The sequence below is a fragment of the Pedobacter suwonensis genome, assembly GCF_007833675.1.
Classification (GTDB): Bacteria; Bacteroidota; Bacteroidia; order Sphingobacteriales; family Sphingobacteriaceae; genus Pedobacter; species Pedobacter suwonensis.
In genome coordinates this window covers 5,366,706-5,385,331 of record NZ_CP031708.1, presented here as the reverse complement: position 1 = coordinate 5,385,331, position 18,626 = coordinate 5,366,706, and the positions used below count along the sequence as shown (strand labels likewise).

Annotated in this window: 17 protein-coding genes; 4 read left to right on the top strand and 13 right to left on the bottom strand. The window is 40.0% G+C overall.

The window, feature by feature from the left end; translation table 11 throughout:
* Window positions 1–36: 36 nt before the first annotated feature.
* The 8 genes from DV942_RS22080 to DV942_RS22045 all read right to left on the bottom strand — a co-directional run bounded on the left by DV942_RS22080 (window position 37) and on the right by DV942_RS22045 (window position 5,137).
* The gene (locus tag DV942_RS22080) at window positions 37–852 is read right to left on the bottom strand and encodes a TerC family protein (RefSeq protein WP_145861134.1); all 816 of its coding nucleotides are present in this window, start codon (window positions 850–852) and stop codon (window positions 37–39) included.
* 141 nt (window positions 853–993) lie between these two features.
* Complete coding sequence (locus DV942_RS22075; protein WP_145861131.1) at window positions 994–2,013, bottom strand: WD40/YVTN/BNR-like repeat-containing protein; 1,020 nt, start codon at window positions 2,011–2,013, stop codon at window positions 994–996.
* Between the two features lie 7 nt (window positions 2,014–2,020).
* The gene (locus DV942_RS22070) at window positions 2,021–2,452 is read right to left on the bottom strand and encodes a DUF2147 domain-containing protein (protein ID WP_090980175.1); all 432 of its coding nucleotides are present in this window, start codon (window positions 2,450–2,452) and stop codon (window positions 2,021–2,023) included.
* Between the two features lie 100 nt (window positions 2,453–2,552).
* Window positions 2,553–2,930 (bottom strand): DoxX family membrane protein, encoded by a 378-nt coding sequence (locus tag DV942_RS22065; protein ID WP_145861129.1) that lies wholly within the window; start codon window positions 2,928–2,930, stop codon window positions 2,553–2,555.
* A gap of 223 nt (window positions 2,931–3,153) precedes the next feature.
* Complete coding sequence (locus DV942_RS22060; RefSeq protein ID WP_145861127.1) at window positions 3,154–3,570, bottom strand: VOC family protein; 417 nt, start codon at window positions 3,568–3,570, stop codon at window positions 3,154–3,156.
* 134 nt (window positions 3,571–3,704) lie between these two features.
* The gene (locus tag DV942_RS22055) at window positions 3,705–4,118 is read right to left on the bottom strand and encodes a hypothetical protein (RefSeq protein WP_090980181.1); all 414 of its coding nucleotides are present in this window, start codon (window positions 4,116–4,118) and stop codon (window positions 3,705–3,707) included.
* A 14-nt stretch (window positions 4,119–4,132) separates the two neighbouring features.
* Entirely contained in the window at window positions 4,133–4,639 is a 507-nt protein-coding gene (locus DV942_RS22050; protein WP_145861125.1) for a DinB family protein, read from the bottom strand.
* 3 nt (window positions 4,640–4,642) lie between these two features.
* Entirely contained in the window at window positions 4,643–5,137 is a 495-nt protein-coding gene (locus DV942_RS22045) for a DinB family protein (RefSeq protein WP_145861122.1), read from the bottom strand.
* A gap of 135 nt (window positions 5,138–5,272) precedes the next feature.
* Between DV942_RS22045 and DV942_RS22040 the strand changes: the two genes are divergently transcribed.
* Window positions 5,273–6,232, top strand: coding sequence for a GlxA family transcriptional regulator (locus DV942_RS22040; RefSeq protein WP_145861120.1), 960 nt, complete (start codon window positions 5,273–5,275; stop codon window positions 6,230–6,232).
* Between the two features lie 486 nt (window positions 6,233–6,718).
* Here DV942_RS22040 and DV942_RS22035 read toward each other — a convergent pair whose 3' ends face one another.
* Window positions 6,719–7,588 (bottom strand): AraC family transcriptional regulator, encoded by an 870-nt coding sequence (locus tag DV942_RS22035; protein ID WP_145861118.1) that lies wholly within the window; start codon window positions 7,586–7,588, stop codon window positions 6,719–6,721.
* 356 nt (window positions 7,589–7,944) lie between these two features.
* On the opposite strand from DV942_RS22035, the gene fucP reads away from it, so the two are divergent.
* From fucP to DV942_RS22020, 3 genes are all read left to right on the top strand, one after another.
* Entirely contained in the window at window positions 7,945–9,255 is a 1,311-nt protein-coding gene (gene fucP, locus DV942_RS22030) for an L-fucose:H+ symporter permease (RefSeq protein WP_145861116.1), read from the top strand.
* Window positions 9,256–9,262: 7 nt separating this feature from the next.
* Window positions 9,263–10,900: a UxaA family hydrolase gene (locus DV942_RS22025; protein ID WP_134203434.1), complete on the top strand. Its 1,638-nt coding sequence runs from the start codon at window positions 9,263–9,265 to the stop codon at window positions 10,898–10,900.
* 186 nt (window positions 10,901–11,086) lie between these two features.
* Window positions 11,087–11,869 (top strand): L-fucose dehydrogenase, encoded by a 783-nt coding sequence (locus tag DV942_RS22020; RefSeq protein ID WP_145861114.1) that lies wholly within the window; start codon window positions 11,087–11,089, stop codon window positions 11,867–11,869.
* A 141-nt stretch (window positions 11,870–12,010) separates the two neighbouring features.
* Here the strand turns inward: DV942_RS22020 and DV942_RS22015 are convergent, their stop codons facing one another.
* The 4 genes from DV942_RS22015 to DV942_RS22000 all read right to left on the bottom strand — a co-directional run bounded on the left by DV942_RS22015 (window position 12,011) and on the right by DV942_RS22000 (window position 18,502).
* Window positions 12,011–13,417: a TolC family protein gene (locus DV942_RS22015; protein WP_090980191.1), complete on the bottom strand. Its 1,407-nt coding sequence runs from the start codon at window positions 13,415–13,417 to the stop codon at window positions 12,011–12,013.
* Window positions 13,404–16,598: an efflux RND transporter permease subunit gene (locus DV942_RS22010; RefSeq protein WP_145861112.1), complete on the bottom strand. Its 3,195-nt coding sequence runs from the start codon at window positions 16,596–16,598 to the stop codon at window positions 13,404–13,406. The genes DV942_RS22015 and DV942_RS22010 overlap by 14 nt, the downstream gene beginning before the upstream one ends.
* A 24-nt stretch (window positions 16,599–16,622) precedes the next feature.
* The gene (locus DV942_RS22005; protein WP_145861110.1) at window positions 16,623–17,825 is read right to left on the bottom strand and encodes an efflux RND transporter periplasmic adaptor subunit; all 1,203 of its coding nucleotides are present in this window, start codon (window positions 17,823–17,825) and stop codon (window positions 16,623–16,625) included.
* A gap of 71 nt (window positions 17,826–17,896) precedes the next feature.
* Window positions 17,897–18,502, bottom strand: a complete 606-nt coding sequence (locus DV942_RS22000) for a TetR/AcrR family transcriptional regulator (RefSeq protein ID WP_145861108.1) — start codon at window positions 18,500–18,502, stop codon at window positions 17,897–17,899.
* Window positions 18,503–18,626 lie beyond the last annotated feature (124 nt).

The window sequence follows — 18,626 nt, the reverse complement described above, 5'->3', positions numbered from 1 at the left end:
GCTGATTGTAAGATTTATGACAGATAAGCCATATAATTACGACTTATCCAATACTTTTTCAGCATCTTCCGAAATAACGATATCGCTTTTATGTTTCTTTGGATAATTGAACAAAAGAGAAGTTAATACCGGTATGATGAAAATGGCAACAGTGAAAACAGACACAAAGAGATCAGTTTTTTCTCCTTCAATAGCATGAGAAATAGGCGATTGAGGATAAAAATGGGTAAATAATGATGAGGTAAGCTTAATGCCCAGAACACCAATTACAATAAAGGCGACCGTTTCTAAAAAGGTAAATTTCTCCATCAGTTTCACAAAAGCCTGTGCCACAAAACGCATGGCCAAAATCCCGATGAAAACGCCTATATAAATTAACCAGATATGATCAGTAAAAGCCACTGCGGCAAAAACATTATCGATGGAGAAAGCCAAATCCATTACCTCTACCAAAGCAACGGTAGCCCAAAAAGTACCAACTAAGCCAACGGTAGATTTATAAATCCAGCTTTTGCTTTTATCTACTTCCTCTTCTTCCTCACTATTTTTACTGTTCTTTTTTCTAAAATAATCGAAAGCCAGATATAAGAGGTATAAACCGCCAAGTGGTTTTAACCACCAGATTTTAACTAACCACGCTGCCAGGAATAAACAGATACCCCTGAAAACATAAGCACCGATAATGCCATATTTGAGTGCTTTTTCTCTTTGCGATTTAGGCAGATCCATTACCATGGTTGCCAAAACAGCGGCATTATCAACTGATAATAAACTTTCGATTACAATTAAATTCAGAATAATTAATAATCCAGCTTGAATGTCATCACCTAAAATTGTGTGCAGAAAATCCATTGAGCGATTGTGTGTATGTTTTAAATTAAAGTTTTAGTTAACAGCAAAGAAACAAAATTTTATCATTTCCGCTACTTACCCCATTGTTTTTATTGTTAGAATGACAGTTATTAGAATTGTTACATATCTGGACGCCAAATATCAATTGACAGTATCTAATTGATAGATAACGCCATTATTACCAGCTAACAAAACTGCTTTACCTATTTTTGCCTTTTGAACAGCATTAAAACTTTTATCCGAGATGTGTTTCCAGTGCTGACCACCATCGGTAGAAATATCGGTTCCCGAAGTACCTGTGGCAATTAAAGTCTTCGCGTTGATATAGGTAACACCTGATCGGAAACCTAAAACCGGTGCGGCGGGCTTTTGCCAGGTTTTGCCCCCATCTTTAGTTAAAAGCACATTATTCGAATTTTCTTTGTCCTTTAAATAGTCACCGCCAACGGCTATACCTGTTTTAGTGTTAAAAAAATCAATTGAAAAAGGGCCTGTACTTTCCGCTCCCTGTAAAATCGGACATTTAAATACTTGCCAGCTTTCTCCATAATCAGTAGAAAAGTAAATGTTAGACACTTTGCCACCTGTTGCAATCCATGTTTTACCACCCGGCAACGTTTTAATAGTGGTACCACTGGCGGCAAAACTGGCTTCTCCTTTAGCCAGGCTAGCTTGTACGTTTGTTGAAATATTCTGCCAGCTTTTACCAGCATCAACGGTTTTAAGCAATTGAAGTTTATTGTTTATAGGGTCGCCGAAAATGATTCCTTTACTTTTATCCCAAAAACTTAAGCCATCCAGAAATATAGCAGAATCTACATTTTTATAGTTTTCCGTCCAAGTTTCGCCTCCGTCAACAGTTTTCAGGATATAAGCCGGAGAGGCAATACCCATAATAACGGCCTGTTGATCATCGAAAGCTTCAATATCCCTGAAATCGATTTTCTCGTAACCTTTCGGTTTTACCCATTTCCAGGTGATCCCGCCATCAGTAGTTTTACCAACCGCGCCGTTACTTCCGCTTACCCATGCAACCCGGTCTGATACGACACTTAATCCGCGTAAACTGGTTTTGGCATGTTCATTTAAAGGCTTTAAAGAATACGATTGCGCAGCGCAAAAAAAAGGTGCCAATAAAAGGCACCATAAAATCTTCTTCATTGATAACTTATTTTACCCGTCTAAAAGTTTCCGATCGTCCTAAAAGTGAAATACCGACATATCCGCGGATGTTTAGCACATCAGCACTTTTCAGACTCATATTACAGCTATAGGTTTTACCGCTCTTCGGATCATAAATGGTTCCACCAGTCCACTTGCCATCATCATACACAAAATCCTTTAATATTTCCAGGTTGAGCAAAGCGCGTTTCTGCAGGTTCTCACTAGGGTTTTTGGCATCCAGTTTAGGCTTACCATTTAGGTTTGGCTCTTTCATCCAGGCCAGTTTCCCATAGTATTTATCGCCTTTTTTATAGATTTCTATTTGTCCTTCGCCTGATGGATTAAGCCACTTGCCAACAATTGCATCTTTGTTCTGCGCAATAGCAGAAAATGATATGGCTACAAAGAGTAGCATCAAAAATGGGAACTTTCTCATATTTTTTATTTCTAGTTAGTTTTTAAATATAATCATTACACCTTATATCGAAACACTAAATAAAGAGAAAAAGTATAAGAATTTTCAAAAACCTTAAAAATTACTTTGAAACGATGGGCAGATACCTGGCGCGATAAGCATAAAACAGGAATAAATTAAATAAAAGCATTACGCTGACCATAGGTAAATCTTTCGGACCCAAAAAAGCATGATACATGAAAATGTTCAGTGTAACCGGAAAAATGATCACTGCTGCCAATGGCGCGGTGCGGTTAATCAGCAATAATATTCCACCTATTAACTCTGTTGCTTTAATTAAGGGCATTAAATAAACAGATGCCATTACTCCTGACATAAATGTGGTTTGAGCCGCTGTCATTTCCGGTGCTTTCGGCATTAAGTGCAGAAAAAAGCTTACAGAGGCAAAAAGATACATAGCGGCCAGAAGCACGCGTACAACAATTACTGCAATTTTCATATGGTTTAATTTTTGGTTTTATATTTAAAAATAATAAAATTTATTGTTCAATTGGTCATTAGTTTACTGGTTATTAGTTCATTGGTTATTAGTCCATTAGTCATTAGTTTATTGGTGATTAAACATTGAACTAACTGATAATAGATGCAGAATTTTAAACTGCCTATTTATATTGCAAATCCTGGACTAAGGACTCACGACTACGGACTCCAGACTTCCCCTCCTACTTATAATCATAGTTCACCATCCACTGAATGCCGAATTTATCGGTAGTCATACCGAAAAGTGCATTCCAAAAAGTTTTTTCTAATGCCATGGTTACTGTCCCCCCTGCTGAGAGGCTGTCAAATAAGCGTTTGGCTTCGTCTTCGCTGGTGGCGTCAACTGAAAGTGAGATACCCGTACCAAACGTTGCGGGCGGCATCGGACTGGTTATATCAGTACCCATTAAAATGTTGCCGCCAACGGGCAAAGCAATGTGCATCAGTTTTTCCTGATCGCTCACAGACATGCCTTCGCAGCCTGGCGAATCTTTATAACGTTGCACTGCCAAAAATTCTCCGCCAAATACTGATTTGTAAAAATTAAATGCTTCTTCGGTGTTCCCGTTAAAATTTAAGTACATGTTGAGTGTTGCCATCTTTTTTGTTGTTTTAATCCTTTTAGGGTTTGTTATAATTTGTTTGCTATTATGTTCTTGTGACGAACGGTCGTTATCCTGAACTTGTTTCAGGATCTATTTAGTTAATATACTGAAATAAGTTCAGCAAGACGTTACAAGTAAATCCTCGTCAATTTTATATCCATCCACTGTACCCAGTTTTTACCATCAAATTGCTCCCACGTACCTTCAATAGTGTTGGTTTTAAAATTTCCTTTAAATCTTTCGTTATCAGCAAATATTAAAATGATATCATCGTAAATTTTAAGGGTAGATATCGAAATACATCCCTCATTATCGAAAGATTGTGAGCGGAACACCTCTTCCATATCATCGTAATGTGTAATTTCAAGCGATCGGATCGTTTTATCACCGCGCATAAGATCAACCTGATGTTTTAAGAAAAACCCACCATCAACCCACTCGTAAGTATCTGTTCCGGTAATTATATCACCCAACATCGTTAAACCTTCTGTTTTCCATTTACCGATGTATGGATTGAGTAAATCAAGACTTTTGTTCCTCATAAATTTAGTTAAAGTCAATTGCTGTCTAAGCTGTTATAGATATTCTTTAATTGGTAAATATGCCGCTGCGTATGATAAATAACAAAATAAACAGCCTCCAAACGGGTAAGAAAACCATAACCAGGCAGTTTATAAGCGCTACAGGTTTTAGTTAAATCCAGGTTGCCTGCCGCCTCTGAGATCCCCACCCTGATCAGCTTTAAATTCCCCGATAATTCAGAAGGATTGTAGGCTTTGTGTTCAGGGTAAATTTCCTTAGGTGAATTGTATTTTATGTTAAAATTCAAAAAATCTTTTTTAATGGTTTCCACCAATAAATCAGCTGGCTTATCTGTCTCCAGAAAAGGACCATTAATCACCTCTAGAAAGCCCGCATTCGATAACACCAGGTGCTCAGCCAGTTGTCCTGCGGTCCAGCTGCCGTCAAAAGGCACTTTATTCAATAACGAGGCATCAAATTTTGAGAGCTCATTTTCCAACGCCAATAAGGTTTCATTGGCTTCATTGATTACTTTTTCCATAATTTATCTATAATTCATTCCCGGATAGCCCAATAATCTACGCCACAAGGCAATTTGACCAATACAGTTCGCATCCCGGTAGGTGTTGAAACTGATCATTTCGAAAAGGGTAATTTCCATCCCTGGCATGCTGAGTTTCTCTTCAAGCTTTTCATCCGTAGCCCGGATTAAGGCTTCCTGCAGCTTTGGAGAAATTTCTTCCCAGTCTTTTATAAAAGCGGCAAGTGGCGGATAAACCGCATCATCAATAATCCCCTTATTATGAGCAAAAAGTTCATCTGTGACAGATGGCAGATCAATACCAAACAACTTAGCCAGGAAATACCTTCCTTGCACTATACTGCCGGTAATCCAGGCAATGTGGTTAGCTTTGGTATCCAATCTTTTTTGCGCATCTTTTTGGTCTATCCCATCTAAAGCCTTCAATAAAAAATCTGTCTGCATTTCGTACAGTACGACTAAGCCGTACATCCTGCCACTGGTTGGTTTAAGTTTCATATCATTTTATCAGGTGGTTAGTATAAGAATAAAGTTATGGCTAAATATTGATGCCTACCCGTGCCGTAAAAGTCAATCTTGAGGGGCATTTCAGACAATTTTCATATATTTACGATACCCAAAATTTTTAACCAAATGATAAATGTAGGTGTTTTGATGCCGCAAAATTTCAGATTATTAAGCCTCGCGGCAATTCTGGATGTATTTGATACGGTAAATGGTTTTTACACAAAAGATGGACTTGAAGTTCCATTTAGCATGAGTTTAATTACCATTGATGATAAAAATTATAATTTTAGCGCACATCCCTGCATATCCTTACAAAATGCCGGGCAATTTGAACTGATTTTGGTTCCATCATTTGCAAGCCTTGATATAAAAGACTGCATTGGCGCAAATAGCGGCTATATCCCATGGCTAAATAAACAACATGCGGCAGGAGCTGAAATTGCTACCTTTTGTACTGGTGCATTTTTAGTCGCTGCATCAGGACTATTAGATGGTAAAGCCGCAACCACACATGTTGATGCATGTTCTGCTTTTTCTACGGCATTCCCGCTGGTGCACTTGAAGGCTGATAAAACGGTAACCCAAGATGGCAGGTTATTTACAAGCGGCGGCGCTACCTCAACCTTCCATTTGTTGTTACATCTTTTACAGCTCCACTGCGGAAAAGATATGGCTATTAAGGTGGCTAAAATTTTCGCCATTGACATGGATCGCGTAAACCAGTCTTATTTTAGTACCTTTCAGCCTATCCGCCACCATAATGATGATATAGTTGCTTCTGCTCAGGAGAAAATCGAAAATAATTATCAGGATTTAGCTACGATTGAAGAGATGATCAAAGATATTCCTTCGAGCAGAAGAAATATTGTACGCCGGTTTAAGCAGGTAACCGGGATGACTCCTATTGAGTATCTTCAGCAAACGCGGATCGAAGCCGCAAAAAAATTATTGGAGCAAACTGCACAGCAGATGACAGAAGTTATTTACAATTCAGGATACAATGATCCTAAAGCATTCAGAAAAGTATTCAGAAAATCGGTAGGAATGACACCAACACAATATCGCGATAAATTTCAACCTAAATAAGCGCGATAACCGACAATAATCAAAACACAAATAAACTAATAAAATAGTTTTCAACATAAAAAGTCTATTATGTTGATAATTAATACAAAATAAATTCGGCATCCTATCATATTAAGGATAACTTAACGTTAGAATTACACTAACCAAATAATACATGTTATGACCACATTCCTTTTAATTACGGCAGCATTTTATATTCTTTCTTTTGGATTGATGTTGTACTGCTATTTCTCCGCTGAGCAAATCCCTAGCGATGATGAAAAATTTTAACTAGTCTTTTCCCGTCATCAAAATTAACGTCTCCATATTTTAAGCTATAAAATACCACTCCGTTTAAGCAATGAACTGCAATCTGCAATTGCCCGGATGTCAATCAAAGGCAAAAGTGTTATTTCAGTATTGAGTGATATGATTTCCTGATATTGTTCATGTTTTAATAGTTCCGAATAGGATTTAAAATCAAAAACAGAACTTTATGAAAAGGTGTTATTGCTTAGAAAAAGCCTGCTGGTATTTTAATGGGGTTTTGCCCGTTATTTCCCTGAAATATTTGTGAAAACTGGTGAAATTGTAAAACCCACAATCGTAACAGATTTCTTTCACGGTTAAGTTGTTTTCAATCAATAATTTACAGGCCTGCCCCACCCTGATCTCATTCAAAAACTGCGTGTAGGTTTTTCTGCTTTTGGTTTTAAAGAATTTACAGAACGAATTGGGGCTAATTTTAGCTACTGCAGCAATTTCCTTTAGTTCGATCTTATTCTTGTAATTGCTGATGGTATAATTGTAAATAGATTGGATTCGGTCTTTTTCGTTCTCCAGAAAGTTGGGCTTAAAGCCCAGCGAGACCAACGTGTTTCTTTCTCCACAATGGGCTATTTCTGTTAATACTTCGAGTATTCTGATAATCCGCATGGTGCCTTTTGCTTCGATAATCTGTGGCATTAAATGAGCGATTTTTTCTTTAGAAACTCCTTCCAGCTGAATGCCCTGGGTTGATTGCATCAAAATCTTTTTAATTTCCTGGTTTTCGGGAAGATCCAAAAAATCTCTTCCTAAAAAATCTTCTTTAAAATGGATTACATAAACGTCAACCGGTTCACAAACATTTTCATCAAAAAACTCCGGGTCAAAACGCCAGTAATGCGGCAGGTTGCTCCCGAGTAAAACCACATCCCCCTCCTTAAAATTTTTGATGCTATCGCCAATAAACTGCGTACCTCTTCCTTTTTTAATGTAAATCAATTCCAGCGCTGAATGGTAATGCCAGCGATTGTTTACATCAGGCATAACATCTCTTCGGGCGCTAAAAGAATCCACAGAATTGGTAGATACATTAAGTAAATGCGGTTTCATAAAATCTTAAAAAATCAATCTAATATGCAAAATAAATTCGCAATGTAAAAAATCAAGCTAATATCATTTAATAATTAGATGATAAAGTTAAATTTTTATTAACGCTGAAGGGCTTAATTTGTATAACTGCAACTCACCCTAAACATCTTATGAAAATTGGATTATTTATTTCCTGTTATAGAGACCAATTGCTTCCCAAAGTTGCCGCTGCCACATCAAAGTGGTTGGAAAAGCAGGTCTTGGTTTCACCGTATCTGCCTAAGATTGGAACTTCATAATCAAAATTTTCAGCGGTTTAAACTATTATTATTCTAATTTTAGCGTCAACCTGTTTAATCCTTTATAACCAAATAAACATGAGCCAAAATCCATCCACAAACTTTAAAGTATCCAACCAACCAAAAAACGGAAAGGGATACCTATTTCCGTTAATTTTAGTTACCAGCTTGTTTTTCTTCTGGGGCTTTGTCCACAATCTTGATCCGATATTGATTCCACATCTACGCAAAGCGTTTCATCTGAATGTTTTCGAATCCACCCTGGTCGATTCATCTGTTTTTATTGCTTACTTTTTACTGGCACTGCCAGCAGGCTATGTTATGCGCAAATACGGCTATAAAAGCGGTATTATTTTAGGACTCGTTTTATTTGCCATTGGCTGTCTACTCTTTATACCTGCCGCCAATACCGCACAATATATCTTTTTCTTAGGCGCACTTTTTATTATCTCCTGCGGCTTAACATTTCTGGAAACGGCGGCAAATCCTTATGTTACTGTGCTCGGACCGCCTGAAACCGCTACACAACGCTTAAATTTCTCTCAATCCTTTAACGGGTTTGCTGCCTTTTTAGCCCCGGTACTTGGCGGTAAATTTATTTTCACGGAAGTAAAATATACTGATGCCCAACTGGCAAAAATGCTTCCTTTGGAAAAACAGGCTTATATGCTCGAAGAAGCATCGACCGTAAAAGCCCCGTATTTAATTTTAGGCATCCTGATCATTGTCGTAGCAATCCTATTCATTTTTACCAAACTGCCCGATATCAAGGAAGAAGAAAACATCGAGGAAAAAAGCACTTTCCGCCATGTATTAGGCCATAGCCATTTACGATGGGCAATTATTGGTCAGTTTTTCTATGTAGGCGCCCAGGTTTGCATATTAAGTTTATTCATCAGCTTCGTAACCTCATCAGCAAGTATAAGTCAGGATGAAGCAAAATGGTACGCTGGTGCAGCGGGTTTAGCTTTTATGATCGGCAGATTTGTAGGCACCATTTTTATGAAGTTTGTAGCACCAAATAAATTATTAATGCTGTATGCGTTAATCAGTGCAGTACTTACCCTTGTATCTATTCTGGGAAGCGGAATGATTACCGTTTACGCTTTAATCGGTGTTGCCTTTTTTATGTCGATCATGTTCCCGACTATATTCTCATTAGGCATAGCCGGGCTAGGTAAAGACACCAAACTGGGTTCCTCTTTAATTGTAATGTCTATTGTAGGCGGTGCATTTCTGCCTCCGGTTTTAGGGCTTATATCAGATGCTACCCACAACATCCAGTATGGCTACCTGGTACCTTTTGTATGCTTCCTTGTAGTCCTTTACTTTGGCTGGAAAGGATGGAAACCTGATCATATCGAACAAGAAATAAGTTTAGAAGTATAAATTGACAATGAAAAAATTAGTCATCAAGATTAACAATGCGGACAACGTTTTAGTTGCGTTACAGGATTTGCCGGCAGGCACTGCAATATTGCATGATGGAAATACTTATGTTACTGTTGATGAAATCCCGGCCAAACATAAATTTTTTATGCAGGATATGAAAACCGGTGATGAAGTAATGATGTATGGCGTTTTGGTTGGAAAAGTACAGTTTGATGTAAAAGCGGGCATGCGGATGAATGTTGATAACACCAAACACGCTGCAGAGCCATTTGCGTATCGCCATACTCATTACAAATGGGAAGCCCCTGATGTGCTTAAATATGCCAACCGCAGCTTTAACGGTTATCACCGTAAAAATGGTGAGGTGGGCACTGCAAACTATTGGTTGTTTATCCCTACTGTTTTTTGTGAAAACAGAAACCTGGATATCATTAAGGAATCGCTTTACAGTGAATTGGGCTATGCTGTAGATGATAAATATAAATCTTATACCCATAAACTGGTTCAGGCTTTTGAAATGGGAGAAGACATTAATACCATTAGTTTTGAGCCTAAGGTAAATCAAACCAACCGGACTTTTAAAAATGTGGATGGCATTAAATTCCTCACGCATAATGGTGGCTGTGGCGGAACACGACAGGATGCGGATACGCTAAGCAAATTATTGGCCGCCTATGCTCATCACCCGAATGTAGCTGGAATAACCGTTTTAAGTTTAGGCTGCCAGCATTTGCAGGTAGCAGATTTTAAACGCGATCTTTTTGCATTGGACCCGGATTTCGATAAACCCCTTTTAATTTTCGAGCAGCAAAAAGCACAAAGCGAAGAACAGTTGATCCAAAATGCCATTCGCAGTACGTTTGAAGGTTTAATGTTGATTAACAAACAAAAGCGCGAAGCAGCACCACTCAGCAAGCTGTGTGTGGGAGTGAAATGTGGTGGCAGTGATGGGTTTAGCGGTATTTCTGCAAATCCGGCAGTTGGTTATTGCGCTGATTTATTGGTAGCATTGGGGGCCAGGGTTTTATTGGCAGAGTTCCCCGAACTTTGTGGTGTAGAACAGGAAATGATCGATAGGTGTGTTGAACAGTCAATTGCCGAAAAATTTATCCGTTTAATGACGGAGTATGACGATCTGGCGCATAAAGTTGGATCTGGTTTTTACATGAATCCTTCTCCGGGCAATATTAAAGATGGTTTGATTACCGATGCCATCAAATCAGCAGGTGCTGCCCGTAAAGCTGGTTCCGCACCGATTGTTGATGTTTTAGATTATACCGAACCCGCAACTAAACCTGGCTTAAGTTTAGTATGTACGCCGGGAAATGATGTTGAAGCCACTACGGGTAAAGCCGCTGCAGGAGCAACGTTAATCTTATTTACCACAGGCTTAGGCACACCAACAGGAAACCCCGTTTGCCCGACCATTAAAGTCGCTACCAATTCCGTTCTGGCCAAACGTATGAGTGATCTCATTGATATCGATACCGGACCTGTAATTAACGGGGAAAAAACCATTAGCGAAATGGGCGAAGATATATTGGAATACTGTATTAAAGTTGCCAGTGGAGAGGAAATACCCAAAGCCGTACAGCTCAACCAGGATGACTTTATTCCATGGAAAAGAGGAGTTAGCTTATAATGAGAGGTGAAATGTCAGATGGAAGATGTGAGATGGAATGTTTAATAATAGAAACATCCTTACCTCCCTAAGCTATCAATAGCGTAAAACGTACGGGGGAAATCTAAAACAACCAAGTCCACCACGATCCCCTCTACAAAAACGCTATGCTCAATGATCAAATAATAAAAGAAAAGATAACCGAATATGAATTTAAATTTAAACGACAAAATAATTCTGGTAAGTGGTGGAGCCAAAGGCATTGGTGGCGCAATTGTTAAAGCTCTGGCTATTGAACATGCTTTGCCGATCATTATTGGCCGCAATGAAAGCGATAATGTAAAACTGCTTAAGGAAATTACAGATCTAGGCTTAAAAGCTGATTATTTCACGGCTGAACTCACACTACCAGAACATTGTAAAAACATTATTGACGCTGTATTAACCAGGTATGGCAGAATTGATGGCTTAGTAAACAACGCAGGTGTGAATGATGGTGTAGGCCTGGAGAGTGGTACATACGAAGGCTTTATCGAATCGCTTCATAAAAACGTGGTACATTATTATCTTTTGGCAAAATATGCCCTGCCAGCACTGAAGCAAAGTAAAGGTTCAATTTTAAATATCGGGAGTAAAACAGCAGAAACGGGGCAAGGTGGAACTTCTGGTTATGCAGCATCCAATGGTGCCAGAAATGCTTTAACACGCGAATGGGCCGTGGAATTACTACCCTTTAGTATCCGTGTAAATGCTATTATTGTTGCCGAAGCCTGGACGCCACTATACGAAAAATGGATTAATTCTTTTGAAGACCGGGATGCAAAACTTAAAAACATCACCGATAAAATCCCCTTCGAAAACCGGATGACCACTGTGGAGGAAATTGCAAATACTGCCATATTTTTATTATCAGATAAATCCAGTCATACCACAGGCCAACTGATCCATGTAGATGGTGGTTATGTGCATTTAGACAGGGCTTTGTTGTAAAATTTTGGCGGTATACCAAACAAAATTTGTATTACGACGACTAGATTGAAAAAAAAGCACCAGGAACATCGCGTTCCTGGTGCTTAAATTTATACACAAACTTATAAGGTCTTCAAGACCTTATAAGTTTAGATATTTCAATTAATTCCAACCGCCGCCTAAAGACCGGTACAAGCCTACCACTGCATTAAGCTGTTCTGTTTTAATGGTGGTTAATTCCAGTTCGCTCTGCAATAAATTGCCTTGTGCGGTAATGACCTCCAGGTAATTAGCCATACCGCTTTTAAACAAGAGATTGGCATTGCGTGACGCTTGTTGCAAAGTTTGTGTGCGTTTTTCAGCAATACTGTATTGTGTTTTTAACTTCTCTACTTTCGTTAATTCATCAGATACTTCGCCAACAGCGTTTAAGACCGACTGGCGAAACTGGATCACTGTTTTCTCCCGGTCTATTTTAGCCAGTTCCAAATTGCTTTTTAACTGTCCGCGTTGAAAAATGGGCTGGGTAATGCCTGCCCCTACCAGGCCGAATAAAGATGCCGGTACATTAAACCAGTTGCTTGCTTTAAAGGAGTTAATCCCTCCGCTCGCGGTAATTACCAATGATGGATACAAGCTTGCTTTGGCTACGCCCACCCTCGCATTGGCAACGGTCAACGCCAGCTCTGCACTTTTGATATCGGGCCGGCGGCTCAACATAGCTGATGGAAAACCAGCATTCAGATTTTGTGGGATATTCATCTGATCCAAACGACTCTCGCGGTTAATCGCTTTAGGCAACGTACCAATCAGTATACTTAAAGCATTTTCCTGTAAGGTTACATTTTGCTCTAAGCGGGGAACCAACTGTGCAGCAACCAGCTGTTGTGCCTGCGCCTGTTGTATCGCCAATGAGGTAACCTGACCGGCGTCGAACTGTAAATTAATGATTCGTAAGGTACTATCGTTCAATTTCAAATTCTTTCTGGCAATTTCCAACTGCGCATCAAGCATCAACAAATTGTAATAGCCCTGTGCAACATTAGCCACCAAACGGGTTTGAACGGCTTTACGTGCCTCCTCGGTCTGCAAAAAACTGGCTAAAGCACCAGCTTTTTGATTGCGGATTTTACCCCAGATATCGGCCTCCCAAACCACACCCAGGTTCGCATTATAATCTTCAATGTGTGTGGAACCTGTAAACTGGTTCAGGCTTAATCCGTTTAAACTATTATCACTCGGACGGCTCGAATTCGCCGATACCTGTAGTTTCAGTTCAGGTAAATAACCCAGTTTCGATTGTTTGAACAATATTTCAGCAGCATCGATATTTTTCAATGCCATTTGCATATCATAATTTTTAACCAAAGCCGTATCAATTAAATTTTGGACGGTAAGGTCGCTGATAAAACTTTTCAGTGGCATTGTGCCAATGCTTGAAGAGTCTGTTGATGAATTATTTCTGAAAAATCCGGGTGCAATATTGGGCAGTGCTGTATTTTTCGAAACTGAACATCCACTCCAGATTAAAGCCAGGAGCAAAATGGTAATGATATTAAACCGTTTCATAAACTGTATGATTTATAGGTTCTTCATGGTGGCGAACAACCTCATTTGAAGATTTTTTTGATAATTTTTCCTGTAAAGCCTGGAAGATGACAAAAAGTACCGGAATGATGAACAAGCCTAAAATTACGCCCGATACCATCCCTCCTGCCGCGCCGATACTGATAGAATGATTACCCTGTGCCGATGGCCCCGTTGCAATACTCATTGGAAATAAACCGAACACAAAGGCAAGTGAGGTCATAATAATTGGCCTGATCCTTAATCTTGCTGCTTCAATAGCGGCATCAACCAAACTCAACCCAGCCTTTCGCCGCTGCACAGCAAATTCTACAATCAGGATGGCATTTTTAGCCAGCAAACCGATCAACATAATCAGTGCTACCTGAACATAGATGTTGTTTTCGATACCGGTTAAGCCCAAAACCACAAACACGCCAAATACACCTGTAGGAATAGAAAGGATTACGGCCAGTGGTAAAATATAACTTTCGTACTGTGCCGATAACAGGAAGTACACAAATACTAAACAAAGCAGGAAGATCACAGTCGATTGTCCGCCTGAAGAAATCTCCTCACGGGTTTGCCCGGAGAATTCATAAGCATAACCGGTTGGCAATTGTTCTCTGGCAGTTTCTTCTATCGCTTTAATCGCATCACCGGAACTGAAACCTGGTTTAGGGATGGCATTTACTTCAATTGAGTTAAACAGGTTATAACGTGCAGCCGTTTCTGAACCATATACACGGGTAAGCTTTACCAGGGTATTGATAGGTACACTTTCTCCGTTTTTATTTTTCACAAACACACGGTCAATACTTGCCGGATCGGTCCGGTCAGCCACATCGGCCTGCACCACTACCCGATAGTATTTACCAAAACGGTTAAAATCTGAAGCCTGTGCAGTACCAAAATAAGTTTGCATGGTTTGTAAGATATCTTTTTTGCTTACACCCAGCTGATCGGCCTTTTCATCATTAACATCCAATTGCAACTGCGGATAATCAGCCTTGTAAGAAGTAAAGGCATAAGCAATTGCCGGTTTAGCCATTAACTTCGCTATAAAGTTATTTGCCACGCCACTAAATTTATCCAGCCTGCCATTGGTTTTATCCTGTAACATAACATTCATGGCCTCTACATTGCTAAAGCCTGGTACCGTTGGAAAACTGAATACAAAGAAGGTTCCTGCAGATATGGCGGCCATTTTAGCCCTTACAATGTTTTGTATCTCATCGATGTTTTTTACTGCTCCTCTTTCCTCGTTTGGTTTTAACAATAAGAAAATCTGTCCGGCTGATGGACTGTTAGATGCAGTTAAAAAGTTATAACCGGCCAGCGACATCACAAATCTTGCCGATGGCATTGCCCTCAACTCGGCTTCAGCCTGCTTTAATATTTTATTGGTATTGGCTAATGAGGTTCCCGACGGACTCGAAACCGCAATGGCCACGAAACCCTGATCTTCTGTTGGGATAAAACCAGTTTTGGTTCTGCTTACCAACAGTACGGTAACTGCGACAATTAAGGCCAGACCGGCCATGCTGATCCACTTATTACGGATCAACACTTTTAAGCCACCAACATAACGGTTGGTCATGTAATTGAACCCGCCATTAAAGCCTGCGTAAAACTTTTCTACAAATCCTTTTTTAGGTGCAGCATGACCACCTTCGGCATGTTTGTTCTTTAAAAATAAAGCTGCCAACGCCGGACTCAAAGTTAAAGCATTAACCGCTGAAATAATGATCGCGATCGCCATGGTTAAAGCGAACTGTTTGTAGAAAATACCTGTGGAGCCAGTCATAAAACCTACCGGTAAAAATACTGCCGCCATCACCAGCGTAATGGAAATAATGGCCCCGGTAATTTCGTTCATGGCTTGCGTAGTTGCTGCTTTTGGGCTAAGCGAAGGGTTTTCTTCCATTTTGGCATGCACGGCCTCCACCACTACAATCGCATCATCAACCACGATACCAATGGCCAGTACCAGTGCAAACAGCGTTAAAAGGTTAATGGAGAAACCGAACAGCTGCATAAAAAAGAAGGTACCGATAATAGCCACCGGCACAGCAATAGCCGGAATTAGGGTAGACCTGAAATCCTGAAGGAAGATAAATACCACGATGAATACCAATAAAAAGGCTTCGATCAGCGTATGCTCCACCTGGTTGATGGATTCATCAAGATCGGTTTTGGTACGGTAAAACTGGTTGTATTTAATACCTGCCGGGAAATCTTTGGATAGTTTCGCCAATAGTTTATCAATGGCAATCTGAATTTCGTTGGCATTAGAGCCTGATAATTGAATTACACCGATGGTAATTCCATCATGTCCGTTTAAACGGTTAACACTGCCATAACTGTAGGCACCCAATTCTACACGCGCAACATCTTTTAAACGTAAGATGGAACCATCCGAGTTTGAACGGATCGCTATATTCTGATATTCCTCCGGTTTGGTCAGCTTACCTTTATATTTAACAATATATTCAAAGGCCTCACTGCTTCTTTCTCCAAACCTACCTGGGGCCGCTTCCAGGTTTTTATCCTGAATGGCGGCAATCACCTCATTAGGCGTAATTTTGTAGGTAGCTAATTGACTTGGGTTTAACCAGATCCGCATCGAATAGTCTTTAATCCCCCCAAATACACTGGCTGAACCTACGCCCGGGATACGTTTAAGCTCGGGAATGATATTGATCTGTGCATAGTTGTTGACAAAAACAGCATCGTATTTTTTTGGATCTTCAGAATACACACCAATGGCACCGATAAAGCTGTTTTGCTGTTTGGTCGTGGTGATACCATACTGCACCACCTCTGCCGGTAATTGACTGGTAGCCTGCGACACCCGGTTTTGTACGTTAACTGCTGCCTGATCCGGGTTGGTACCCTGCTGGAAGTAAACGGTAATGGCCAAAGTACCATCATTACTGGCACTGGAGGTCATGTAGGTCATATTCTCCACACCGTTAATGGCTTCCTCCAATGATGGGGTTACCGAACGTAAAATCGTTTCGGCATTGGCTCCAGGGTAAACTGCAGTTACCAATACCGACGGAGGTGCGATATTTGGAAAGCGCTCTAAAGGCAGCTTGGTTAAACCCAGTATTCCCACTATTACCAATAAGATGGAAATGACGGTCGACAGTACCGGCCTGTCTATAAATTTTTGAAACATGATTGCTTAAACTTTAGTATTTTATTATTTTTTTGTTCTGGCCACAGCTACTTTATCGGCTGCTTTTTGAGGCTGGATTACCATACCTTCCTGTAATTTATCAACACCGCTCAACACAATCTGGTCGCCAACTTTTACACCGTCTTTAACCAGGTAATTTTCACCGGCTTTACCCACAATGGTAATCGCCTGTTTCTTCACTTTGCTGCTATCGCCAACGGTAAATACAAATACTTTATCCTGCATTTCTACCGTCGATGCCTGCGGCACTAAAATGGCATCATCATGCTGCAGACCTAGACGGATCTTGCCGGTGTTACCCGAACGAAGCGTTCCGCTGGCATTGGGAAAACTGGCCCTTAGGGTAATAGCGCCCGTGTTTTTATCGAACTGTCCGTCAATCATATCAATCTTACCTTTAATCGGGTAAGCGGAATTATCAGCCAATAAAAGTTCTACGGCCGGTAAATGTTTAATTCTGTCGGCAGGGGTTTTGCCAGGATAATTTGCGTTGAAATTGTTGAAGTCGTTTTCACCCAGTGAGAAGTAAACATGTACTTCGTGGATATCAGATAATTGTGTTAAAGCAACCTGATCAGTTGGCGAAACCAAACTTCCCTGTTTCTTCGGAATACGGCCGATGTAACCGCTTACAGTAGCTTTAACATTGGTGTAACCTAAGTTGATTTTTGCAGCTGCAACACTGGCTTTAGCCTGCTCAGCATTGGCCTGCGCAATTTTATAAGCTGTTTTAGCCGTTTTTAACTGGATATCTGACACAACCTTGTTCTGTACTAAAGGCGTTAGCTTATCCACTTCCAACTGTGCATTTAACATAGCCGCCTCCGCTGCATGTAAACTGGCTTTAGCGTTGTTTAGTGCCTCGCGATAAGGGTTTTCATTAATCTTGAATAGCGTTTGTCCCGCGGTTACATAAGCACCCTCATTAACCAGAACGCTTTGTAAATAACCGCTCACCTGTGGCCGCACATCAATATCAACCGCACCCTGGATAGACGCCGGGTATTCAATATAAGTAGTTTCGGTGCTGGCATTAATGGCGCTTACCGGCAAAGCTGGCGGTGGCGGTGCCGCTGCTGACTGATCCGGAGCTGATTTACAGCTGGATAAAATTATTGAGAGCAGCGAAACTGTTAACAATGACTTAACACTAGTAAACTGTTTAACAGTGTTAAGTGTAAGGCGCAAGCGATGTTGAGATTTCATATGGATTAAATTTAATTGAATTATAGTGTATAAATAATTTAACAGTGTTAAGTTACTGTTTAAAAAAAATGCTAACTGTTAATAGATAAGGTAATGCCTTTGATGGCATCTTTCAAAATTTGCTGGTTTAGTTCGTCGGTTGTTCTTCCATTCGGGCGCACCAGGTTAATGGAAATCAAACCATGAATGATTGACCAATACGTGTAATACTTCATGCAGATATCATCATCAGAAACTGGTCTCTTCTTGAATAAAGATTCAATTACCTCACCTAACATACCACCTACATTTTCAGCTTCGGGCAATGAATTTTTAACGGTACAACAAACCATATCCACCCCGTACATCAGTTGGTAAAATTCTTTATGGGCAAAGGCGAAGTTCCAGTAGGCAATCCACATGGCTTCCATTTTTGCTTCGGGAGACTCGTGTTTATCCCTGGCTTCACGGATATCCTTAGCCAAAATCAAATACCCTCTTCTGGTGAGTTCCAGTAAGATTCCATCTTTATTAGAAAAGTACTCGTAAATGATGGGTGCAGTATATTCAATCTGGTCGGCAATTTTACGCATACTCAATGCCTGCCAGCCCTCTGTTTGAACAATGTTCAAGGCAGCATCCAGAATTTTTGTTCTGGTTTCATCTTTTAAACGTAGAATTCTTTCTTTACTTCCCATGACTGGAATATTAGGTGTAAATAATCTAACACCGTTAAGCAAATGTAGAACCAATTCTAGAATTCACAATCATTCATTTGTCATAAACATTTTATTAATTAGCTTTACGATTAATAATCAACGC